This window comes from Collinsella sp. AF39-11AT (assembly GCF_003474585.1).
Taxonomy (GTDB): Bacteria; Actinomycetota; Coriobacteriia; order Coriobacteriales; family Coriobacteriaceae; genus Collinsella.
Genome location: NZ_QROG01000003.1, coordinates 78868 through 102939, shown reverse-complemented (window position 1 = coordinate 102939; position 24072 = coordinate 78868). Strand labels below are relative to the sequence as shown.

Sequence of the window (24072 nt, the reverse complement as noted above, 5' to 3'; positions counted from 1 at the left end):
AATATCGAATTGAAAAGAAGAGGCAGGACTTTATGAATTCAGATAAACAATACGATCGCACTATGGAATTGTGGCGCAGTTACAGTATCGCTACGTCGCTTGAGTTGGCAGCGCACCTGGAAAATTTTGCAATATTATTCTCTTACAACTCAGGGAAAATCGAGAATAGAGAAATCACTTACCATGATACGCACGAGATTTTTAAGAATGGCCGTGTATGCGGTTACACAGGAGACCTGCGGACGCTTTACGAGATTAAAAATCTGAAAGACGCAAGTGAGCTGATGTACCGATGGTTCGACGAGCGTAAACCTATCTCGCTCGATTCCATTCGGGAGATGCAGTTTGAACTGACAAAAGGCACTTACGACGAGCGGCGTTGGGAACTTGGGGAAAGACCGGGGAAATTCAAGAAAAACGATTTATGGGGAGTCGGCATGCACGATGTTGCCGCTCCTGTAGATGAGATCGAGAACGACCTTCAACAGGATCTTGATGAGGTTTCCGAGTTTGGAGATAAAAATCCGCTGGTGGCAGCTGCATTTTGGCACGCGAGGTTTGAGGGCGTTCATGCTTTTGCAGATGGGAACGGCAGGACTGGCAGGGCGATGATGAATTACTATCTGCTGTTGCACAACCATCCGCCGATCGTAATCTTTGATGAAGACCGGAAAGATTATTATGCGGCGCTGGACGGTTTCGACATGACGGGCGATCTGAAACCGCTGATTGGTTTTTTGCGTCGGGAGACATGTAAGACATGGGAGAGTGCAGTGCAGAGGGAAGATCGGTCCCATCAGATGTCGCTCAAAGAGAAGAGAGATACTGTGAGTAGAAGAGTCAGTCTAGATGAGATAAATCATGACTTTAATGCTCGGTAGGCGCAGTAAATTGAGAAGAAAGGCGGATAGGCAATTCCGCTATCGGTGGAAAATTAAATAGCAGAATGACGACGCATTACGCCAACTGAAAATAGGTGGAAGGAGTATAAACAGCTCTTTCTGCCTATTTTTCTTTAAAAAAAATCGTCATTTTCACGCGTAATACTGAAGTGTTGTGGTATCTTAGTATCAGTCAATAACCAAGAGGAGAAAGGACCTCGAACATGTCTATCAACCGCGTCAACATTTCCGGTCATCTTACGCGCGATCCGGAGCTTCGTATGACTCCGAAGGGGACGCAGGTTCTCTCTTTCGGTATTGCCGTCAACGATCGCCGACTCAATCGCGAGACCAACCAGTGGGAGGACTATCCGAATTTCGTCGAGTGCACCATGTTCGGCACGCGTGCCGAGGCCGTGGGCCGTATCGTTCGAAAGGGTATGAAGGTCAGCATTGACGGCAAGCTTCGCTTTAACCAGTGGGAGACGAAGGACGGTCAGAAGCGTTCTCGCCTTACCGTCGTCGTAGATACAATCGACTTCATGAGCCAGGGGAACCAGTCTCAGAATGCTTCCGCTAACAGGCCGGCGGCACAGACTCAGCAGACGCCTGTTGTTCCGGATGTTCCCGCAGTGATGGACGTCTACGATGAGGATATCCCGTTCTAATCCTTTGCATTGCGCGTAAATAACGCGTAATAGATAAAGGAGAGAGGGTGGCGAAAGGAAAAACTTGCAACCGACGCAAGAACAAAAAGGAAAGCGCCGCCACCCTCTCATCACATCGATTATACCAACTTCAAGTTAATTAGACAGGTTTATTGCTGAATGATTGGGCAATAGGATTGTTTTGTGAATACAAGTACTATGTTGTCATCATAGTATACGCATGTTGGTATTATCGTATTGTGGAAGGAGGGATCAACCTGTGAACCAGCTGAAAGAAAATCTGATTTGGATCGCTCTAGGTATTCCGGGAATGGTGTTGATTGGCCTTGTGCTACATAGTCTCGTTCATTTCGAAACGGGCGTTCTTGTTATCACCTCGATGATTCTCGGAACGCTTTTAATGGTATTTTGTGAAGCTTTGTGCAAGGCGGCACATGATGGCGAGTTACTTTCAGAGATGGAAAAGGCTGCAACGAAATCAAATTTTGATCTTGATGGGAAAGGAAAGTTGGGAGAGGAAAATGAAGACGATTGCGATTTGTAATCACAAGGGAGGTGTCGGCAAGACCGCACTGTCCATGGCGATTGCAGAGGGGCTGCATCGTAAGGGCAAGCGCACGCTGCTCGTTGATCTTGATCAGCAGATGAACGCAACGCAACAGGCAAAAATTGACACGACGGATGAAGTGACGGTTTACGATCTTCTCACTTCGTTCGATTACACGGCGAAAGACGGAATCAAACATTTCGACGGTGGCGATATTATTCCCGGCGATGTCCTTGTTTCGAATGCCGAAAGCGATATGGCGAAACTGGATACGCGCCTTACGATGCTTGCCGATGCAATGGAGGGTATCGATGATGACTATGATTACGCAATCATTGATTGCCCGCCGTCACTTGGATTGGTGACGCGCAATGCGATGGTTGCCGCGGATGAGCTGATCGTTCCGGTAATCCCGAACCGTTCATCCCTAAAAGGATTTACCAATATCCAGAAATGCGTCAACTCGGTTCGCCGCAACAAGCGTCTGAATCCGAATCTCCGCATTGCCGGTATTGTCGTCAACATGTTTGATGGTCGCACGAGTCTTTCGCGCGGTGTGGTTAATGAGCTTCCATCGATCGCACGTGCCGCTAACACAAAGATGTTCCACACGATTATTCGAAAGTGCGAGGCTGTAAATAAAGCGCAGTCTGCTAACGTTTCGATTTTCGATTACGATCCGAACTGCAACGCGGTTGCGGACTTTACTGACTTTGTAAATGAGTATCTTGAAGGAGAGGATTACTAGAATGGCTAAGAGCAAGAAAACTTCCGACGCATTCGACATGGCTGATGATATCCGCAAGGAGGTTGCCGCCGAGTCTGTTGCCGATGCGTGCAGCACCTCTGTGCCGGCGATCTACTCTCTCGCAAAGGGAGATAACCCTCGTCGTGCGAAATACGACAAGAATGCAGACGTGATCGGCTACAACCTTCGCCTGCCTGCGAATATTCATCGTCTCTTGAAGCGCCACTGCATGGAGACGAACGAAAGTATGAATAACGTTGTGCTGGTTGCTCTTTATAGGGACATGAAGAATTGGGAGGATCTTGCTCCTTGCCCGCATTGCGGCGCTATTCTTCCTGTCGGTGCGCAGTTCTGCCCGGATTGCGGCAAGGAGATTTAGAAGTCGGGTAGGAAGAAGATGTCCTGACGATTCTGTTGAAAAAAGAGGGGAGTGGATGAAGGGTGCAAAAGCTAAGCGCCTACAATTTGGCACAAAATAATAACTGTGGATTGATTACTTGTTCCATTTGCGGTAGGTCGTATCGGATAACGGAATTCGGAACCGATGCGGATTGTCAGAGTAATAGTCCATCTGCATCGAATCCGAATTTCTGCCCGTATTGCGCATCGCCGTTTGAACGTCCTTTGACGCGAGTTAGAAATCAAGAGATTGAGGACTACATTCTGGATACGATTCGCATCGGAATGAAGTCTGATACAGTGCTTGATCCAGAAACTGTTATCGATTTCCTTTGCAACATAAGCGATGGCGGGTTCGAGCTTTACGATCCAACGTTTGAAATTTATTTCAACAGCGGAATAACTTATGGTGCGGACAATCTTGAATTGCTTCATGTCACAAAACATGAAATCGATCTGACCGTGCAGCGCGGAGGCGTTATCTTTCAAGATGTTTTGAAAGACTGGTCGATTGAACCGGACGCAACGATCCATGTCTGGCGTTTTCCTGAATCAGAAAGTGATGTAATGACTTCCGAATTCAGTCTATTTATGTTGGGGCTTCTTGCAAAAATTAAAGCAGGAACTATTTGGAAGAGTCCTTTATTTATTTTGAGCAGTCTCAGTGATCATCAGGTTTAATTTTCGCAAGCGCTTGCGAAATCCAATAACAGAAAGGATGAACTAATGGAGGAAAACGAGAAGAGGCGCAATGTCGAGCTTGCGTATCTTTCGCTTATGCTTTCAGGAAAGAAGGTCAGCGAGTGCGAGCTTGCATCCGAGGTTTTGAAGATTTCTCGCGCCAAAGGCGAGAAATCCCTTGCGATGCTCGTGCAGTCTTCTATTAAGATTACCGTCAAAGTGCTTAGCGTCGTACTTGAAGAGTCTTCAAAGCGCTATGTCATCACGTTCCGTCAAATTGGCGGAGATTCGGATGAGACGATTCGAAGTGAGCGTACTGACGGTCGACGTGGTAAGGATGTTATGCAGCTCTGGGGACGTGATCTGAAGAATCATATTTGCATTCTCTTCAAGCACAACGAGGAATCAAAGGATCCGAGCAAGAGCGGCGGATTTCGAGTTGCGCCGTTTGTAATCGATCTTGGTTTGGAAAAGAATTAAAAACAGTTTGAAGTTGAAAGAAGGAGATATCATGGCACTTCCGAATGTCACACCTGAGCAGCGTGCAAAGGCGCTTGAGAAGGCAGCGCAGGTACGCAAAGCGCGTAAAGAGCTTAAGGAGAACATTAAGTCCGGCAAAACTGATCCGGCTTCTGTTCTTAAGACTCGTAAGGACGATCCGCTCGTCAGTAAAATGAAGGTTAAGGAATTCCTTCAGACCATTCCCGGCATTGGCGGCGCGAAGGCGGATAAGATTATGCATGACGCCAACATTCCAGGCAATCGTCGTCTTGGCGGACTTGGTATTCGTCAGGTGGAAGCTTTGCTTGAATACCTTAGTTAGGGTATGCCGTTAGATTTAAAATTGATGCCTGGGTACAATTGCATCGGACATCAAAACTGTTTAGGGCTTCTCGAATGAGGAGCCCTTTTTAATCGAGATTTTCCAATGTGACGATCAAAACGATTTCTTGGTAATAGCTGATTTCACTTTATGTTTTAGTTGCTTACTATCTAAGAAATATCTTTATCGATAGTGCCGTAAAGTATGGCGAGTCTTGAAAAGGGATTGAGTAGAAGATCGCGAAGTCGAGTTCGTTTTTTAATTTGCTTGCTTTGATGACAAAAATGGAGCAGCCGGTTTTCGACAAATTCAACAGCGCTACGAATTACTCCCTTCGGATTCTCCGCGCCATTGAAATTATCGAAAACCGGAAACTGTGTTGAAAAGTTTCCAAAACATACTTAAAGACATCTTGCAATTCAAAATGTGATGAATTCAATATCATAGCGCCCAACGGGCGCGATAAATCGACGCCGCAGGCGGCGTGTGAAAATCTATTCGTTGATCGTATCGCTACTCAAATCGCGCCACCTTTCGACAGTCCAACAACGCTACGAGTCTCACTAAAGACTCTTCGCGTCATTGAAATGTCGAAAGCTGTCTATCTCAGCAGAAGCCATCACGAAAAGATCCGACGATGCCGGATGCTCCGGCCAAAACCTTCCGCGATCGGTGAGGCCTCTCACCGATTCGCTCCAGGCCTTGCCCGGAGCCCGCTGCGCGGTACTTCAAATACTCGGCATCCCTCGCATTCGCAGTACCGCTTCGCTCTCGCTACAGCGAACTCTTAACACTCGGCATCCCTCGCGTTAAAAGTTCGCTTTCGCTCACGGTCTTCACGCAGTTACGACGCCGCGAGGCCTCTCGCTTGGAATGAGGCCTCTCATTCCACGTCTACACTGCGTTTCGCCCAATCACCGTTCCGGAGATTGCAAGATGTACGTAAATCATGATAACCGGGCCCGTGGTCCCTGTTATCATGATTTACGAATCTTGCTTTTCTCCTGTCACGGAGAAAAGGGAAAGAGTGAACTGCAGCACGCTTTTTGCGTGTTGGTTTCACTCTTTCTAAGAAATTGAGCAACCATAGCAAGAGGAGACGGATGCCAATCCTCAATTTCTAGCTTACTTTTCCGGAGGCCGCTCCGGAGAAAGGAGAAAAATGGCACGAAATGAATTCGTAAAGGCTCGTGTTTCTCCTGAAGAGAAGGAGATCTATCAACAACTTTGTGAACAAGCCGGCTGTACGGAAGCAGAGTTGATTCGATCTGTGTTGATTCATCGGGAAATCTCACTCGATGATCTTGATGATGAAATGCAAGTTCTCGGTCGGAAGAAAAAGGCTCTCCATAAGCAACAGGAGAATTACAGAAGAGCACAAGCATCGCGTGAAACTGATGAAAGTGGCGAGCCCATTTCTGAAAAAAGGAGTATTCCGTTCCAAGTAATGCTCACTGCTCCAGAAAAGAAGGCAATTGAGCAACGTGCGGAGGCGCTTGGCATCTCTGTAAGCGAACTGGTTCGCCGCAGCGCAATTTACGGAAAGATCGAATCATTCAATTTCGATATCGCTGAAGTTGAAAAGCTTCATCACGAGTTATTGAAGGAAGGAACGAACCTCAATCAGCTGATGTACTTCGTGAACGCCCAAGGGCTTCCCGCGTACAATGAGAAAGCTGTTTTCCGAACGCTTGAAAAGGTTTACCAAAACGCCCGAAAGGTCGACCGGTTTATCGAGGAACTTGAAAAGCGTTATCACGTTGACTATGTTCCCCACGACTATCTGGCAGATGAACCAGACAACAGAAATCTTTAAGACGGAACGCAGCTAGATCAGTTTCGCAATTTTAAAAATGGCTTCTGAAAAAAGAAAGGAATGATTTTATATATCTGAGAACGTTCAGTTATAACTACTGCTTAAAATCGAAAGGAGATGGCAGAAGAGATTGACAGTCATTAAACAGAAAGCAGTCAGCTCGTCGCGGCACGCGAAAAACGTTCGTAAATACATCAACGGAAAAGATGCGCTTGCACGTGGCGGCTGGAATCTTCCATATAACAAATATTGGTACGCAAAAATGGCACGGACGCGAAAATCTTTTGGTCATGATAAACCGGCACGTGCCGGTGCGAAGAACACGATTATGTATCATCAGGTTCTTGCGTTTCTTCCTGAAGAGTGCAGCTGCAACGGAGGCAAGATGACTCCCGATGCATGTATGGCCTACGCGGAGCAATGGCTTGCGAAGCACTATCCGCATCAACAAGTGATTCTCGCGTTGCATGAGGAAAGCGATAAGGAGGGAAAACGATTTGCGGTCCATATGGCGATCAACCGCACGGATCTTCTGACAGGAAAACGTCTTTGGGAGGGAACGGGAGCGCAGGCGAAGCATAAGCGCGCTTCATGGGTTCGTGAAATGGACGAGGCTTGGAATCTTACTCAACTTGAAAAGGGAAAGAAAAATTCAAAGATTCGAGATCGACAGCCGCGCGATATTGAAAAGGAGATTGTCGATCGTGGAGAGTACAGTTATAAAAACAATCTGCGCGAGTTGATCCATATTGCAATCAGCGATTATCACCCGAAGAATATGGAGCAGTTCAAGAAATTACTTGCCTCATGGGGTGTAGATATTTTCATCAAGAACAATCGAGTCTATGCGACAGATCTCGATATCAAAGAGGCCGGCAACCCGAAATGCACTTTCAACCTGACTCGTCTTGACGGGCGCTTCGCGTTGAAGTCATTGCAGACGGCTTTCGAAACAGGAACTACGGAAAGTGAGAAACCGATGACATTCGAACAGCGTCGAGATGTTTATATCCAACGACTTAAGAAAGCTTACTCGGCGTGGGTTGAGCAGGCAAAGGCGAGCAAGGGCGTGGCCTATAACGCATTCCCGAAATTCGTTGCTCCGAAGTGTGACGATGACCTGCTCGAAGATCCCGCTGTACGCGATGAGCTTCTTGCCCGGCGCGGTTACGCAAAAGAGATTCGCAACCGTTATGCCAGTGCCGTGCCAGATTATGGTGAGGACAATGTTCGTGCTGCCGGTCAGGCGGGAACGCACTCTGTTCAGCAGCCGGTTATTGAAAGCGGTCGCACTCGCGAACAGAGCGATAAGAATGTCGAGCATTAAATAAAATGTTAAATTGAAACAGGAGGTAGATGCTTATGGCAAAGCCAGCTTGTGGCGCAAGGAAACCTATTAAGAATCAGGAAGGACAGGGCATGCTGGACATCGACGAGAATTCATCTGTTGAAGACGATATGTTTGAAAACGTGAAGACCGATGAGGATATGGATCACGAGATGGAAGAGGAGGAGGGTGGTTCGGCGTTCGAGGAAGAAATCGACTCTGACGAGAGCGATCAACAGGAGCAGGCAGTTATTCCAAAAAGTCAGACCCCGTTTCTAAGTGATAAAGACACTCCGGAATCTTACGGTGAGCTTATCGGATTCATGGAAAAGTTCATTGAAGATCAGAAAGCCGAGAACGATGCGTTCCGGAAGGAGGTTAAGGACTCACTGTCTTCTACTGCAACAGATTTCAAACAACGTACGGATTTGATTCTCGACGAGATGAAATCAATCCAAAGCGATATGAAGCGAGAGGCGAGCGCCACGCGTCGCGCTCAAAACAGTCTCAGTAAAATGGTTGCCAGTTTCGAGCAGGGTGATAAGTATGCTGAGACCGTGACGAAAGCTGTGACTGACGGCGCAACGCAAGCTGTTGAGGAAACCGTACAGGCGGGGACGAAAGCGATCGATGAGGTTGCAAAGAAAAGCGCCAAGTCAATCGAAAAGCTTGAACAGGCTGCCAATGCGAGAGCGAAGCGTTTCATGCGTATCACAAAGCCGGAAGTGATGGTGAACATCGCGATCTGGATTGCAGTCGCCGTTGCTTCCGCGATTATTTTGTCCTTCTGCTATGAGTTCTTTACGAAATAGCAAAAGCGTCTATAATCGTTATTGCTTCGATATCGACCTGAACTTGTGAAGCAAACGAAAAAGGGGAGACGTAGATCTCCCCTTTTTCATGTCTATATATTGTCGGTTTAGATCAGCGATCCAGACTGCCGGTGCTGTCTGCATTGAAAACTTCAGTCCTGGTTCCATTCTCGTCGAGGACGAGATCGACGATCTGGGAAATATCCCCGCCAGTGATCTTATATTGGGTAAGTACGAGATCCATCGACTGAACTTCACTGTTGCCATTATCGACATAGACGATGAGCGTTCCCTTTTTTTGTTTCACTTTCGCAATCTTGCGATCCGGGATGGAGCTGCCGGAAAGCTGGAGATGAATGTAATCGTCGCATCGTTTCCAGCCGGATCCGGAAAGGGGAGTCGCCTTGCCCTCTGAGATTTCAAAGGCCAGGGGTTTGAGTTTATCGTCTTTCGCCGCGGTCCACTCGGGTTCTTTTTTCTTGCATCCGGGAAGTGCTGTATTAACGGCAACGCAGACGGCGAGACCGATGAATTGGCGTCGGTTGAAATTGGGATTCATTGCGTTTTCCTTTTAGATTCTGTCAGTCAGCGAGCAGGAGAGCGGATCAATAGGCGCCGTAGGGCACCGCATAGGAATCAACCTGTGTATCGTCCTGTTCAGACGAATCGCTATCCGACTCGGGTTCGTCTCGATCGTTCGTCTTCTTACGCGTCTTCTTATGCTTCTTAGCGAACTGTTTGTTGCGCTTCAAAGCATCATCCAGATCCGTTTCAGAAGTCGAGCAGGAGGTTACGATTTCGTCTGCATGCTCGGAAATATACATGGCAAAAAGATCAAGGTCGATACTGGTCCAGTTATCGAACGCATTGACAACCTCTTCACCGATAAGCTCTTTACAGGAGCGAAGACCTTCACGCTTTTTCTGGGCGATTTGCGCTTGCTGCCGTTTTTTCTGTTCCTTCAGGGCGGCGATTTGGCGATCGATGTCTTCGATACTCTTTGGCATGGTACTTTCCTTTCTTTTGGATATTACAGTTCACCGAGTTCATTTTAGCGGATTGGCCCTTACCATTGCTAAAACCAATGGTTTTACAACCGTTTTGGTAAATTATAAGCTGCATAGGACGATAGTATTATGCTATAATAGTAGATATTGAAAAGAAAAGGGAGGAGCAGCATGACGAGAGAGACTAAAAGCTATGAGCTGAAGATCTATGATCAGAGCCTCATGAGATTCGAAGCTGCCTATGACGCATTCGGTAGTTTGAAACTGGAGATTACGGATATCGATTCGGCAAATGCGCATTTGCTTCCATTGAATTTAATTGTAGATCAAGATGAAAAAAGCCTTGCGAGTTGGATGGAAGGTAGAACCATTCCGAAAAACAGGGCATTTGTAGAGCAGATTCTTAGTACGGCAGGATTGACAAGGAATGATATCCTTGGAATTCTTGATGTATCCAAAGGGCTTTCCATTAACGATTCGTATTGGCTTGATGATGGGAAATCAGATGTTACCTTTGATGGAATCAATTTGTTCGACAATCGCTTTGATGAAGTATTGGGACTTGTAGCTTATACCGGGTACACGCCCTCACAAAAGCATAAAGCGGGCGTTTCAAGTGAGTGGACACTGGGAGGGCAATTTCCGAAAGCAGTTCGACGGATTAACGATAGGCTGCTGTTGTTTAAAACAGGTACAAGCGGTGCCAGAAATCTTGGCAAAGAACCTTATTCTGAATACTTTGCAGCACAAGTTGCAAAACGGATGGGAATAGATCATGTTTCCTACGATTTAGAGATGTGGAAAGGGAAACTTGCGTCTGTCTGTGGACTTATGAATGACAAAGAAATTTCTTTTGTTCCATTTTTCGTTGCTGCTGGTGATGCGAGTTTCCCGGCAGCGTTATCGATCTTAAATGAGCTTGATCCAAAGATGGCATCGAAATACAGGACAATGGTTGTTTTTGATGCCTTGATCTGCAATCGGGATCGTCACGGCGGAAATTTTGGTATCTTACGGGAAAACAGAACAGGACGGCTGTTGGGATTAGCCCCGTTGTTTGACCACAATCTGTCCTTGTTTGCGCAAGATGATGAAACAGACTATGCGGATTTCCTTGTTCGTTCAAATCGATATTACCTACCTGCAACAGCGAATATCGCTTTTAATGATATGGCTGGAATTGTTATGGGAGCGGAGCAGCATGAGCTTTTGCGCAGGATGATCGGCTTTGAGTTCCAGAATCATCCAACATATCCGCTTCCACAGGATCGGCTTGGAGCGCTGAACCACTATATTACAGAGAAAGTAAGGGAATTGCTACGGATTCCTATCGTGGATGAACATGCGCTTTGCAAAGCGATGGAAGAGAAATTCAACGAGATCCAAGCAACAACCAAAATACCGATGCTTCTTGATTCCGTTAAGATGATTCACAAGAAAGGTCTTCCACTTAGCGAGAAGGCAGAAGCAGTAAAAAGAGGATCCAAAGTATTTGAAAATACGCTGAACAAGATTATTCCGGAAGAAGACCGTTGTAGGTAAGGTGATATGGATGCCGAAAGCATTACTTTGGTGCTGAACGCTTGGATTTTGGCGTTCCGAAAGCTATTCGAGGATATTGGTCTCGACAGGGTGATTCGCAGGCGCTTGCGAAAAGCCTTGGTATTCAAATATGACAGTTTGAATCAAAATGTTCTATAAAGGGGTTGCTGGAAATATTCCAGCAACCCCTTTTCTATGAGAACCCATTCTTCTTCAGTAAAAATCGCCAAAAAAAATGCCCCATACGGGGCGCCCCAAAGGGCAGTTTGTGGCTTTGAAGCCGTATTTCGACTTACACATACCGTAAACCAAGCGGTAATTCACCACGACAATATAGCACAGCAGGAGAGCAGGCGACGCGGGAATTGAAAGTTTCTGAAGAAATTTTTGGAAGAAATTTTTTGAGCGATAGAGAATCATCAATCACAACTGGAATATTTTGGTACTGTGGTATACTGACACTACAAAAAGAAAGCCGCATACTGCCTATGTGTGGGAAAGGAAATACGCTATGAAAAAGTTGAAGCAGATGAGTGGGCCTTATTCCATCGGGTTCGAGTTAAGTTCGACGGCACATGGATTCGTTGCAACGGATCCGAACGGGAATGTTTTGTACCATGGAAAGTAACCGGTTATGGGAACCCGTGTTTTCAAGGAAGGTCAGCATGCAGCTGAGGCGCGTATGCCGCGAACTTCCCGCCGTGGAATCCAGCGCCGTCGTGGGCGTGAACATGAGATGGAGCGCGTTTTCGCACCGGTGATTTCCTCTATTGATCCGGATTTCTTTATCCGACGCCGGATGTCCTACAAGCTTGGAAAAATTCGGTTCGAGAGTGACCCGATCGGATTCAGCTATAGTCGTCTGTTCCATTCGTTCCCGACGCTTTCCCATCTGGACGTCGCCCTTATGGAATCAGATAGCGCTATGGATCCGCGTCTGATTTTCGAGTCCGTTGCGAATCATGTTGTCCGGCGCGGTCATTTTCTGCTCGAAGACCAAAATGTTTCGTCTACGAACTCTGACATCGATACGCAGGTTGCAAACTACGCGGAAGTTCTTGTGTCCTATTTTGAGGACACTCTTGACGAGCGGATCGAGCCGTCACTGGAAGCTCTTGACATCAATGGAAATGTAACGGCGCGTGAGTTGCAGAAGCGGTTCGCATCTGCCATGTGCGTGTCGGGCGATGATATTCAGAAGAAAACGGAGAAGGCTCAAATTAAAGCCATTGCAGATCTTGTCGCCGGCTATAAGGCAGATCTGACGGCGCTTGTTCCCGATGCTGAGAAACTTCCCAAAGTATCGATTTCCGATGGCGATGCGTTGGAGGAGTTCCTGTCGGATTCTTGTCCGGATTCCCTCGTTTCTGTTCTGATGGCAGCGCAGGCGCTCTACACTTCCTGGAAGCTTCAGGGGATGCTTTCTTACGCACCTGGCAAAAGCCTTTCGCACAATCAGGTTGCCCAGTATGACGTGTATGGGAAGCAGCTTCGCATGCTTAAAAATCTTGCACTCAAGTATGTCGCGAAGCAGGATGCAGACGGTAATATTGACGAGGACGGATTTAAAGATTACGTTCGGTTCTTTGGCGGTCCGAAGTGTGAGGACAGGTACCGTTACGACAAGGTTCAGGTAAAGAAGCAGGATAGCCCGAAAAAAAACATGGGCTATACCGCCTACAACCTGAATGTTCTCGGTTATGAGGAGTTTGCCAAGCGTGTAGAGCTCCTGTTCAAAGATACCGATGCCGTGAACGATCCGCAATACAAGACGATGATGGAGGCATTTGCAAATCATGCTTTCCTGCGCCGTATTCATACGGTCGACAATGCTGCGATTCCCTATCAGTTGCACGCCGAGGTTGTAAATCGAATCATCGACAACCAGGGGCGTTTCTATCCTTGGCTCATTGATGCTCGCGAGCATATTCTGAAGGTTCTGACTTCTCGAATTCCCTATTATGTCGGTCCTCTTGGCAGTACGGACCATGGTAAAGCCGGCGAAAATGGCACGCGTTTTGCATGGGTGAAACGTCTTGCTGGTCATGAGGACGCATTTGTGTCTCCCTGGAATTATGAGGATCATATTGATATCGACACGACAGCCGAGCTTTTCATCCGCCGCATGACAGGAGAGTGCTCCTATCTCGACGGCGAGGATGTTTTGGCGAAGAATTCTCTATTGTATGAGAAATATTGTTTCTTTAATGAGCTTGCGAGCCTCAGCTTTACGGAGGATGGAGATTCCTGGATGCCATTCGATGCTGGAATGCGGAAGGCTATCTATGATGCCGCTTCGGATGGAAAGACGATGACGGTGAAACGCATCGAGTCCGTGCTGCAGCGAGACTTCTTTATCGCACATCCTCATGTTCGTGGTACGTCGAATCCGAAAGCCATGTCTTCCAAGCGGTCCAATTATGCATATTTCTGCAGGCTCTTCGACGTGAAAGCGCTCAGTGCTTCCGACATGAGCATGGCGGAGGACCTGGTTCTGTGGAATACAGTGTTTGAGGATCGCGATATCCTGCGCCGAAAGATCCTGAAAACCTATGGTGACCTGCTCACGGAAAAGGCGGTTGACGATTTCTGCCATAAGCGTCTTTCCGGTTGGGGAAAGCTGTCTGAGAAGCTGCTGACCGGAATCTGGGCAGATACGGCTTCTGGCGATATGTGCGTCATGGATGTCCTTGAGCAGGGCAGGCCTTATGGTCGCTATCGTGGTTCATCTATGAACCTGATGCAGATTCTGAATGACGATGTTCTTGGTTTCAAAATGGAAATCAAGAGGCTTAACGATTCGCATATGCAGATGGCAGAAGGTTTTGATCTGAACGCACTTCCCGGTTCGCCGGCACTTCGTCGAGGCGTGAGTCAGGCGATAAAGGTGTTGGATGACATCGTTTCTGTTGCCGGTAAGGCTCCGAATCGCATTTATCTGAAGGTGACGCGAACCGCCTCGAATAGCCGAAAGGGTAAGCGAACCGCCAAGCGCTCCGATAAGATCAAGCAGGCACTCAAGGCATTGGATGCGGATGCAGCGGCGGACCTTGGTGCGGCGAAGCTGCTTCGTGAGCTTGGCATGTTCGATGAGAAGGAGATTAACGAGCGCATCTACCTGTATTTCCATCAGGCAGGAAAATGCCTTTATACGGGAAAGCCGATCGACATCACTCGGATTGCATCGAATGATTACTATGTCGATCATGTTGTACCGCTTGCTTACCGTAAAGATGAGTCACTGGATAACAAGGTGCTTGTTTATGCAGAGGCCAGTCGTTATAAGAGTGAAACTCTGCTCGTGTCTCCAGCGGTGCAGCGGAAGATGCTGCCATTTTGGAGGATGCTTCGTAACGCCGGACTTATGTCCGAGCGAAAGCTCAACGCGCTGATCCGTACTGAGATTTCCGAAGGCATGCTGAAATCGATTATCGGAAGGCAGTTCACGGAAAACAGCTGGGAGGCAAAACTGTTTACGGCTGCGATTGCGGCAAAGTATCCGGGAACGGTTGTCATTCCCGTTAAGGCTGGGGTTATCGGTGCCGTGCGTAGCCGGATCGGAATTCCAAAAAGCCTTAAAGCGAACCAGTTCTATCACGCACACGACGCTCTGCTTGCAGCCGAGGTCGGGCGCTATATGGAACTTGCGAAGCCAGCGTTCGTCCATAATCGCGTTAAGTATGAGCAGTACATGCGCAAGATCAAGCTGGTTAATGAGGAGAACAAGAAGACTCCGAAGTCACAACTTGATTTCTTTGCCGGCGGTTTCTTCTTTGACCGTGTCGACAAGGACACAGGTGAGGTTTACTGGAACAAGGATGAAGAGGTGGAGCGCATCTATCGTGCATGTGGATGGAAGAACCTTCGTGTCACATATGCCACCTTTGAAGACGGCGGCGCATTTTGGAAACAGACGATTTACTCTCCAAGGGAGAAGTCGAAACTGATTGCCACGAAGTCAGACCGTCCGGCAGAAATTTATGGTGGGTACAGCTCTCAGACGTTTGCCAATTTCTTTGTCTATGAAGTGATGAAGAAAAAGGTGAAACAGCTTCGTTTCGGTGCGGTACCGGCTGCGATCGCATCGAAATCTGATCCGGATACTTACAACGCTATGCTTGAGATGTATGCCCGCGGTTTGGCGAAAACGGCAAAAGAGAAATTCGTTCGCATCGTTCGTGCCCGTGTTCTTAAGAACACGATGATCGAGCTTTATGGCGAGCGCTTCCGGATCGCCGGTGAGAAGCAGGTGTATCCGGTGCGCCAGATGCCATTGGCGATTGATGAGATGTACCTGCTGAAGGGAGTTGAGACGATTGTAGCGGCAGGAAATGCCGGAGCATCCGCAAGGATTGATTTTGAGAAGGCCGCAGAGTCTTTGGTTGGATTCTGGGATCTGCTCCTCGAGAAACTTCCAGTCAATTACCCGAAACTGACGGTTCAGCTGAAGCTTGGTTCGTTGAAGCATCCGAAGGACATCCTTGCAGCAACGAGTGAATCCGAATTCCCAGCTATCGTGTACAAGATTGCAGAGGCTGAAATTCAGGTGATGGAACAGGCAAGCGGACTTCGGAATATGTCGGACACCAAGATTCTCGGCGGCAACACGTTTGGCGGAAGCCTGGTGTTCACCTTTAACAAGGTGCTGAACGATCCGAAGTCAAAGGCTTGTTTTATTGATACTACGCCGGCCGGTCTTCATGAGGTGAAAACGAAGATTTGGTAAAACGGCGTATATCGAGCATGCGCGGAAGATGAGGTACGAGGCGGGGTACATGGTTGTGCGGAATCAGACAACTGAACAACCGGCAAAACTCCGCCTCGATGGATACGGCACGATCCTTCTTGATGCTCACGGTGTTTTCCTGACTGATTATCAAAACCTTCGTAAAGCCCCTGGTTTCAACTACGGGGAGTGTCAGCTGTTGGACAAAGTTGAAATACTGTTCAAATTGGTGTCTTGAAGTACTTTGATACTCTGATACTATGTACATGCTCTTTGAAAAGATAAAATTGATTGGCTTCATGCGCATTAAAAGCATGGAGAAATGTGCACAGCGCATCAGGAGATATTTAAAAATATCCCAGAAAGTAAGCTCAAAACGGTGATCTTTGCAGAGTTTTTTGAAAATCTCGGCTGGTATTTGAGAGATTTTATTCAGCTTGATTTGCGTAGCGATATTCACCATTTTTCCTGTTGAGAACAGGGTTTTCTTTTATCTGTAATTAGTTAAGACCTAATTTAATGGGCACAAAACTACTGCTCGGTTTCGGAGGTACGGTAATCCAGGTAGTAGTTCACCCTTCCCTAAGTTCATCGCACCGAAGTGCGAGTTTCGGAGGTACGGTAATCCAGGTAGTAGTTCACCCTTCCCTAAGTTCATCGCACCGAAGTGCGAGTTTCGGAGGTACGGTAATCCAGGTAGTAGTTCACCCTTCCCTAAGTTCATCGCACCGAAGTGCGAGTTTCGGAGGTACGGTAATCCAGGTAGTAGTTCACCCTTCCCTAAGTTCATCGCACCGAAGTGCGAGTTTCGGAGGTACGGTAATCCAGGTAGTAGTTCACCCTTCCCTAAGTTCATCGCACCGAAGTGCGAGTTTCGGAGGTACGGTAATCCAGGTAGTAGTTCACCCTTCCCTAAGTTCATCGCACCGAAGTGCGAGTTTCGGAGGTACGGTAATCCAGGTAGTAGTTCACCCTTCCCTAAGTTCATCGCACCGAAGTGCGAGTTTCGGAGGTACGGTAATCCAGGTAGTAGTTCACCCTTCCCTAAGTTCATCGCACCGAAGTGCGAGTTTCGGAGGTACGGTAATCCAGGTAGTAGTTCACCCTTCCCTAAGTTCATCGCACCGAAGTGCGAGTTTCGGAGGTACGGTAATCCAGGTAGTAGTTCACCCTTCCCTAAGTTCATCGCACCGAAGTGCGAGTTTCGGAGGTACGGTAATCCAAGCAATAGTTCACCGGATTTGGATGAGCTTGCCGGACTCGCGCAGTTTCGGAAGTACTGTAAATCAAGTAGTAGTTCACCAATTGCTGCGCTTATGACTGGTGTCACCGAGTTTCGGAAGTACGGTAATCCAAGCGGTAGTTCACCCCGTGACTACACAATGCCGTCAGTGGGCAGTTTCGGAGATACCGTAAATCAAGCAGTAGTTCACCCTTGCAGGTAACGCGTCCGTCGGTACCGGTATTTCGGACGTACAGTAATCCAGGCAATAGTTCACCACATCTTCAGCGTCAATGCGAAGTTCACCGGTTTCGGAAGTACCTTAAATCAGGCAGTAGCTCACCCATGTTGCCCTGCCGACAGTGCTTTATTCGTTTCGGGGGTACGGTAATCCAGGTAGTAGTTCACCATCTGACTAGGCATCAGAGCTCTTTCCAATGTTTCGGAGGTACCATAAATCAAGCAGCAGTTCATTCTGACCGAGCAGATGGACATAAAAGCTCGGTTTCGGAAGTACGGTAATCCAAGTAGTAGTTCACCAACGGCGAGGCCGAGGGCGTCGTAGAGCTTGTTTCGGATGTACCGTAATCCAAGCAGTATTTCACCTTTGGATCCTGCAGTTTAAGCACGCGATTTGTTTCGGAAGTACCGTAAATCAAGCGGTAGTTCACCCGAGTTGGGCGTCAGTCGCCCCACTGCTTAGTTTCGGAGGTACCGTAAATTAAACAGTAGTTCACCTCGAGGGGAGGTAGCCGCATGGTCACGGTGTTTCGGGGGTACGGTAAACCAAGCAGTAGTTCACCTTTCTGGAGCGGTCAGCATCACATGAAACGTTTCGGAGGTACCGTAAATCAAGTAGTAGCTCACCTCACAAGCGCGCCGGAGCTCGCCAAGGTCTGTTTCGGAAGTACCGCAAACCAGGTAGTAGTTCACCTGTCCTTGCCGCCGGCTAAGCCGTCGATAAGTTTCGGAGGTACGGTAATCCAGGTAGTAGTTCACCCGAAAGGAGATGGCCGGCGTTGCCTAGTCAGTTTCGGAGGTACGGTAATCCAGGTAGTAGTTCACCAACGGCGAGGCCGAGGGCGTCGTAGAGCTTGTTTCGGAGGTACGGTAATCCAAGCAATAGTTCACCGGATTTGGATGAGCTTGCCGGACTCGCGCAGTTTCGGAAGTACTGTAAATCAAGCAGCAGTTCACCAAGCTACAGTGCCCTTGTACTGCACGCGCGGTTTCAGAGGGGCCGCAACCCAAGCAGTAGCTCACCTGCCGACGCTCTTGCCGGTAAAGGTCGACGGTTTCGGAGGTACGGTAAATCAAGCAGTAGTTCACCTCACAAGTGCGCCGGAGCTCGCCAAGGCCTGTTTCGGAAGTACCGTAATCCAAGTAGTAGTTCACCTCAAGGCCAAGGTTGAGCCCGTTAGGGATGGTTTCGGAGATACCGTAAATCAGTCAGTAGTTCACCAAGCTAGACCGTTTCATCGACGAGCTCGAGTTTCGGAGGTACCATAATCCAAGTAATAGTTCACCCATCAGCGGCACCATCATGCCCGGGCTGTGGTCTCGGAAGTACCGTAAATCAAACAGTAGTTCACCGCCTTCTCGCCGCCAAAGCCAAAGAGCTGGTTTCGGAGGTACGGTAATCCAGGTAGTAGTTCACCCATCGAGTCAAGCTTCTATGCGTACCTCCAGTTTCGGAGGTACCGTAAATCAAGCAATAGTTCACCCGAAGAAATGTCAGTCTTTCTAACCTCTGTGTTTTGGAAGTAACGTAATCCAAGTAGTAGTTCACCTTTCTGGAGCGGTCAGCATCACATGAAACGTTTCGGAGGTACCGCAAATCAAGTAGTAGTTCACCCTTAATCGATAGCGACATGACGAGGTCTGCGTTTCGGAAGTACCGTAAATCAAGTAGTAGCTCACCGGTTACCGACGGGGAGCACGAAGCGATCCGGTTTCGGAGGTACGGTAATCCAAGTAGTAGTTCACCAGCCGAAGGCGACGCGGAGTGAGGCATAGCGTTTCGGAGGTACCATAAACTAAGTAGTAGCTCACCGATGACGTCCTTACCCTTGATGCGGGAGTAGTTTCGGAGGTACGGTAAACCAAGCAGTAGTTCACCATCTACCTTTGCCGTCGCACGTACATTTAGTTTCGGAAGTACCGTAAATCAAGCAGCAGTTCACCAACGAAAAACAGGTGCCCTCCCGCATTTCGGAAATACCGTAGACTAAGTAGTAATTCACCAAGCAAATGTTTAACGAATCTCTTTTCTCCGCTTCTGAGACACCGTAAATCAAGTCGTAATGCAGAAAGAACAACGAAAAGGTCAACGTTCCGCTTGCTTTTGAAGTCCCGGAAGTTTTTGAGTCCGCATGCTACTATATATGGGTATGTAAAATAACTGGTTTTAGCTAATTGCCTGCTGTTCCGCCTCAAAGGTTCGCTTGGCCTCTTTAATACGTTGATTGCATATGTCGATGTAATCAACGGGCCGCTTCTTAAACAAAGCAACATCTTCGTTTTTCTCAATGCCGATGAAAGAACGCCCTTCCAGCACGGCTGCAACACAGAACGATCCGCTTCCGCAAGCGTTGTCGAGAACGATGTCTCCAGGATTTGTGTATGTCCTGATCAAATAACGACCGAGCTCAACCGGCTTTTGAGTAGGGTGGTATACGGCACCCTCGGATTCGGCCGTCTTAAAATAGACGATGTCAGTTGGATAACGGCTGCCGTCGCTCTTTACGTGCTTCGGGGAAAAAGCACCATAGCTTCCAGTGAGCTGATCTTTGCGAACTCCCTTGTCGTAGGCTTCACCTTCGCTCATCTGTGGATTGTAAGTAGGCTGCGCCTTATAGAAAACGCATATGTCTTCGTATTTGCGAAGTGGCTGCTTTTTCGCGTTCAAGAAGTTGGTTGCTTTTGATTTAACCCAAATAATCTTGTATTTATATATCTCAGGGGCGTGAAGCATCAGCTTCGCGGTAAAAAGCCCGCTGCTTGTCAAAACGATAGCGCCGTGCGGTTTGATGATGCGCATGTACTCGGTAAAGAGCAGGTCGAGATCGATAATCGAATCCCATTTATTCTGGGTGGTTCCGTAAGGAAGATCGCAAAGAATCATATCTATAGATTCGCCGGGAATGCCCTTCATCACCTCAAGGCAATCGCCCTCAATAATCCGGTCGCGGAAAGGCTCTAACGACCTCGTGTCCTCTGCTTTAATTACCTTCATCCGCGCTCCTTAAGTTCAGTCTTTCATTATACGTCTAGGCAAAGACGCTTCAATCCATTTGCGGACGTATGGTTAGAAGAACGTGTTCATAGGGGCGCGGGGGATCCACCGCATCGCCGCGCGCAAGTGCGTAGCGGTTACAGGGGTAATGGCGAAACGCGACCGTTTGCAAAGGTCATCCGTTTGGGTGACCTTTTTTCGGCGCCATATTCCGGTATTATGGTATAATAGCCCCATTCACTAAAGCATCAACAGAAAGGAATAGAGATGCTTTTTGACTTGTTTGGTCCTCTGCTTGGACCGCTTCTAATCGTGATCATGGTGATCGTCGTGTTCGAGTCCTGTTGGAGGAAGTGCCCGCCGGACAAGCTGATGATCGTATCTGGATTCGGGCAGACGCGCAGTGTGTCAGGAAAGGGAACGTTCGTTATCCCCGGCCTGCAGCGTGTGGACACGTTGGCGCTCGGTGCTGTGCAGGTTCAGTTGTCGACGGAGAATGAAATCCCGACACAAGATGCGATTCTTATCCATGCTTGCGCCGTCGCAAACTTCCAGATTGGACAGACTCCCGAATTGATCGAGATAGCATCGAAGAATTATCTCAATATGGATAAAGCCGAGATGACCCGTCAGGTCACCGAGGTGATGCTCGGAAAGATGCGCGAGGTTATCGGTCAGATGGACCTGAAGGAACTCATGCGTGATCGTGAGTCCTTTAACCATAAGGTATTCGAGGGGTCGCGTGACGATCTTGCGAATCTCGGTCTTGAGCTTCGCACGTTCAACGTCCAGGATTTCTCAGATTCGCAGGGGATTATCCGCTCGATGGGTGCCGACCAGGCAGCCGAGATCAAGAAGGAGGCGGAGCTTGCCCAGATCAGGGCGGAGCAGGAGGTCGCCGAGCGACAGAACCAGCTTGATTTGAAGAAGGCGGAGCTGAAGAAGACTGCCGACAAGGCTGCAGCTGAGGCAGATATGGTCAAGCAGACCGTGACGGCTGAAAAGCAGCGTGAACTCTATGTCGCACAGCAGGAGGCGCAGATCGCGGCTGAGACCAAGAAGGTCGAACTCGCCGAGCGCCAGGTTGCCGTGAAGGAGCGTGAGCTGGATGCCACGGTCCGTAAGCAGGCTGAGGCTGACCGTTATGCCGCCGAGCAGAAAGCGGATGCCGAGCTCTACACACGTACCAAGAATGCAGAGGCCGCAAAGGTCGAGGCCCAGAATAAGTCTGACGCCGATCTCTATAGTGCCCAGAAGACGGCTGAAGGCGTCTCGGCTAAAGCTAAGGCTGAGGCAGAGGCGACGCGCCTCAAGGGTGAGGCTGACGGCGCCGCTGAGAAGGCACATGGCGAGGGTGTCGCCGCCGGCATCAAGGCCCAGACGGAAGCATACAACGGTATGGAGAACGCCTATCTTCTCGCCAATCGCTACATCGATGTCATGCCGGAGGTCGCCGAGGCTGTCGCAAAGCCGCTGACAGCTGTCGACTCCATTAAGATGTATGGCGATGGCAACGCCACGAAGCTCGTCCGTGATACGACCGGCATGGTCGATCAGGTTACCAGCGGGCTCAAGGATGCAACGGGCATCGATCTTACCGAGCTGCTTAGCTCGTTCCATCAACCATTTCAGCCTCGTGAAGACAACGAGTAGTCAAAGTTAACTGCGTAGCTTTAAGCTGAATTTACCAAGGCGTCTCGTTGGAACACGGGGCGCCTTCTTTTTGACAAAACAGAAGAAGTTCAGGGCGATTGTATCGTGATACCACTATGCTATACTAATATATACGGCATGGCACAACCAAACGAGCTACAAACATCAAGCCATGCTCTTTCCGCGCCCCAGCGAGGAATATTAGATGGATATGAGAGCCACTTTTAAGGCGCTCATATCCATCTTCATTTTTTGACCGACACGATAGACCATATCCCGTTGTCGCAGATGAGAGAGCGTCTAGTCGTTTTTCCATGTCCGACAGCGATGAAAACATCCCGTACGGTCGCAAGTTCGGGTCCGGTTTTCGAGGGACACGGTACGACGGCACCGTAGCTGACGATCTTAAAAACACGCCCATCATTCCAGACGATATGTTCAGGCAAATCGTTTTGATCCATCTCGACATTCACCTCGATCGCGTTAAGATCGAACGGTTCCATTTTTGCCTGCCTTTCATGCACATCGCAAGCGCTTGCGAAAATCAATCGAGCGAACGAAGAGAGCGGATCATAGGCGTGCCTGCACGCCGCACAGATGGCGTTTCGCTAAATCGTCCAGAAATTCTCCCCGTCATACGTCTCGTTTCGTAATCCTATGCTACAATAGTACCGCCTAAAGGAAAGGAAAACAAGGATGAAAAACAGCACGATCAATGGTGAGGAAATCACGGATGAGCTGCGCCGCAAAATTGCAAGCCGGCTTCGTGGGAAAGCGAAAATAGCGACCCCGGACACCGTGGATTCCCTGCTTATGGAAGCGGTTTACGGTGATGATGTCATGGCGGTCTATGCCAAGAGATATCTAACGGATATCGCGGACCTGATTGATCCATTTGGTTTCGATTCCGCAGCATCCACTGAGATGGGAGATTAAATGAGCAAGCTCAATATCGATATGATTCGCGAGATTAAAAACAATCATCCCGCGGTTCCGGAGCCGTTTCTGAATGAAAGCAAACTCCTTGATGTCGAGGAGGACTGCAGGAAAGCATTCCTTTCTTCCCGAACCGGCAGACTCGGTGCCTTTGGCAAGGCTTTTCACAGTTTTATTGAGGCTCCGTCCGGCGATCTCGTCTCCGCATATATCCTGGCAATCGATTCCGAGGACGAGCGCAAGGCGGATGTCCTGCTTCGGTTCTATACGGCTCCAGGAGAAAGGGCGGTTTTGCTATATCGCGATACGATCGCATTCGTGTCTGAGACGATGCCGAAGCCCGGCGATACGGTCACGGTTAAATCCTCACGTGAGTTCAGCAAGGATGTCATGCTGAGCCATCGTTTCCAGATCGGGTAGATATGGCTATTGCAGTTTATTTGTTGGATGCGATGATTAGCATCTACTTGGGTGTCTTAAGGGCAGTTTTCGTTATGCCGATATGGCGGAAATTAGAGATCTCCAGTATCTCACTTCTGTTTTTGTCTCTTTGCCTTTTCTTTTTTGAATTCAGGCGGCGAAAGAGTGAGGCACATGGATAGACCTAAAATCGACGGGATTGTCGACTACATCAAGGCTGCCTACCCGGACAGCTGGCGTGATTACGTCCTGTGCCGCGCTGGAACCGAAGAACCGATAGCGGTTATGTTTCCACATATGGGTCGAATATATTACGCGCCGACTTTGTCTATGTTCGAGAAGGCCGGTCCGCATGGTCGTCACTTTGGAGAATAAGATGTTTTTCATTCCGTTTCGCCTGGGCCAGGCTGAGAACGAGAAAGTTCAAATGGACAGCCCAAAGAAAAAAGCGGTAGGAGAGAAGATCGTGATCGATGCCGAGGATCTTCTTTCTATCGCCCGCGAGCTTGAAAGTAGTTCGAATATCGTCCATATCAACGGCAAGGAATACACCGGTAAGAAGAGTTGGATTGCCAACCGTCTTCGTGAGATCGTCGCTTCTGCGCCGATCAATCGGTAGGGCTGTAAAA

At 48.5% G+C, this 24072-nt stretch carries 22 protein-coding genes; 17 read left to right on the top strand and 5 right to left on the bottom strand.

Annotated elements, in window-relative coordinates; all coding sequences use genetic code 11:
* Window positions 1–32: 32 nt before the first annotated feature.
* The 11 genes from DW037_RS02395 (at window position 33) to DW037_RS02350 (ending at window position 8702) form a co-directional block, all read left to right on the top strand.
* A complete protein-coding gene (locus tag DW037_RS02395; protein WP_118372765.1) occupies window positions 33–881 on the top strand; it encodes a Fic family protein in 849 nt (282 codons plus the stop codon).
* A 224-nt stretch (window positions 882–1105) separates the two neighbouring features.
* Window positions 1106–1549 carry a single-stranded DNA-binding protein gene (locus tag DW037_RS02390; RefSeq protein ID WP_008370749.1) on the top strand — a complete coding sequence of 148 codons (444 nt, stop codon included), beginning with the start codon at window positions 1106–1108 and terminating at the stop codon, window positions 1547–1549.
* Between the two features lie 259 nt (window positions 1550–1808).
* Window positions 1809–2093: a hypothetical protein gene (locus DW037_RS10575; protein ID WP_158571916.1), complete on the top strand. Its 285-nt coding sequence runs from the start codon at window positions 1809–1811 to the stop codon at window positions 2091–2093.
* Window positions 2071–2844, top strand: coding sequence for a ParA family protein (locus DW037_RS02385; protein WP_158571914.1), 774 nt, complete (start codon window positions 2071–2073; stop codon window positions 2842–2844). The genes DW037_RS10575 and DW037_RS02385 overlap by 23 nt, the downstream gene beginning before the upstream one ends.
* A 1-nt stretch (window position 2845) precedes the next feature.
* Window positions 2846–3223, top strand: a complete 378-nt coding sequence (locus tag DW037_RS02380; protein WP_044998682.1) for a zinc ribbon domain-containing protein — start codon at window positions 2846–2848, stop codon at window positions 3221–3223.
* 62 nt (window positions 3224–3285) lie between these two features.
* Window positions 3286–3924, top strand: a complete 639-nt coding sequence (locus tag DW037_RS10480; RefSeq protein WP_147352002.1) for a hypothetical protein — start codon at window positions 3286–3288, stop codon at window positions 3922–3924.
* 45 nt (window positions 3925–3969) lie between these two features.
* A complete protein-coding gene (locus DW037_RS02370) occupies window positions 3970–4404 on the top strand; it encodes a hypothetical protein (protein WP_118218788.1) in 435 nt (144 codons plus the stop codon).
* Window positions 4405–4435: 31 nt separating this feature from the next.
* Window positions 4436–4747, top strand: a complete 312-nt coding sequence (gene mihF / locus DW037_RS02365; RefSeq protein WP_118372762.1) for an integration host factor, actinobacterial type — start codon at window positions 4436–4438, stop codon at window positions 4745–4747.
* 1162 nt (window positions 4748–5909) lie between these two features.
* Window positions 5910–6563 carry a ribbon-helix-helix protein, CopG family gene (locus DW037_RS02360; RefSeq protein ID WP_118218784.1) on the top strand — a complete coding sequence of 218 codons (654 nt, stop codon included), beginning with the start codon at window positions 5910–5912 and terminating at the stop codon, window positions 6561–6563.
* 130 nt (window positions 6564–6693) lie between these two features.
* The gene (locus DW037_RS02355) at window positions 6694–7890 is read left to right on the top strand and encodes a relaxase/mobilization nuclease domain-containing protein (RefSeq protein ID WP_158571912.1); all 1197 of its coding nucleotides are present in this window, start codon (window positions 6694–6696) and stop codon (window positions 7888–7890) included.
* A 35-nt stretch (window positions 7891–7925) separates the two neighbouring features.
* Window positions 7926–8702 carry a hypothetical protein gene (locus DW037_RS02350; protein WP_118218781.1) on the top strand — a complete coding sequence of 259 codons (777 nt, stop codon included), beginning with the start codon at window positions 7926–7928 and terminating at the stop codon, window positions 8700–8702.
* Window positions 8703–8814: 112 nt separating this feature from the next.
* On the opposite strand, the gene DW037_RS02345 is transcribed toward DW037_RS02350, so the two are convergent.
* Window positions 8815–9261 carry a hypothetical protein gene (locus DW037_RS02345; protein ID WP_118372759.1) on the bottom strand — a complete coding sequence of 149 codons (447 nt, stop codon included), beginning with the start codon at window positions 9259–9261 and terminating at the stop codon, window positions 8815–8817.
* A gap of 46 nt (window positions 9262–9307) precedes the next feature.
* A complete protein-coding gene (locus DW037_RS02340; protein ID WP_118199927.1) occupies window positions 9308–9709 on the bottom strand; it encodes a hypothetical protein in 402 nt (133 codons plus the stop codon).
* 171 nt (window positions 9710–9880) lie between these two features.
* On the opposite strand from DW037_RS02340, the gene DW037_RS02335 reads away from it, so the two are divergent.
* Window positions 9881–11251, top strand: coding sequence for a HipA domain-containing protein (locus DW037_RS02335; protein WP_118372758.1), 1371 nt, complete (start codon window positions 9881–9883; stop codon window positions 11249–11251).
* 634 nt (window positions 11252–11885) lie between these two features.
* Window positions 11886–15977, top strand: coding sequence for a type II CRISPR RNA-guided endonuclease Cas9 (gene cas9, locus DW037_RS02330; protein WP_118372757.1), 4092 nt, complete (start codon window positions 11886–11888; stop codon window positions 15975–15977).
* Here the strand turns inward: cas9 and DW037_RS02325 are convergent.
* Together DW037_RS02325 and DW037_RS02320 are read right to left on the bottom strand one after the other, a co-directional pair.
* On the bottom strand, window positions 15934–16437 hold the full coding sequence (locus DW037_RS02325) for a hypothetical protein (protein WP_147352001.1): 504 nt from the start codon (window positions 16435–16437) through the stop codon (window positions 15934–15936). The genes cas9 and DW037_RS02325 overlap by 44 nt on opposite strands.
* Window positions 16438–19606: 3169 nt before the next feature.
* The gene (locus DW037_RS02320; protein ID WP_118372755.1) at window positions 19607–20434 is read right to left on the bottom strand and encodes a site-specific DNA-methyltransferase; all 828 of its coding nucleotides are present in this window, start codon (window positions 20432–20434) and stop codon (window positions 19607–19609) included.
* Between the two features lie 267 nt (window positions 20435–20701).
* Here DW037_RS02320 and DW037_RS02315 point away from each other — a divergent pair, with 267 nt between their 5' ends.
* Entirely contained in the window at window positions 20702–22087 is a 1386-nt protein-coding gene (locus tag DW037_RS02315; protein ID WP_118372754.1) for a flotillin family protein, read from the top strand.
* A gap of 245 nt (window positions 22088–22332) precedes the next feature.
* On the opposite strand, the gene DW037_RS10570 is transcribed toward DW037_RS02315, so the two are convergent.
* On the bottom strand, window positions 22333–22590 hold the full coding sequence (locus DW037_RS10570; RefSeq protein WP_118199895.1) for a hypothetical protein: 258 nt from the start codon (window positions 22588–22590) through the stop codon (window positions 22333–22335).
* Window positions 22591–22783: 193 nt separating this feature from the next.
* Between DW037_RS10570 and DW037_RS02305 the strand changes: the two genes are divergently transcribed.
* From DW037_RS02305 to DW037_RS02285, 3 genes are all read left to right on the top strand, one after another.
* A complete protein-coding gene (locus DW037_RS02305; protein ID WP_118372753.1) occupies window positions 22784–23023 on the top strand; it encodes a hypothetical protein in 240 nt (79 codons plus the stop codon).
* Complete coding sequence (locus DW037_RS02300) at window positions 23024–23443, top strand: hypothetical protein (RefSeq protein ID WP_118372752.1); 420 nt, start codon at window positions 23024–23026, stop codon at window positions 23441–23443.
* A 376-nt stretch (window positions 23444–23819) separates the two neighbouring features.
* A complete protein-coding gene (locus DW037_RS02285) occupies window positions 23820–24062 on the top strand; it encodes a hypothetical protein (protein ID WP_118372750.1) in 243 nt (80 codons plus the stop codon).
* The last annotated feature ends 10 nt before the right edge of the window (window positions 24063–24072 follow it).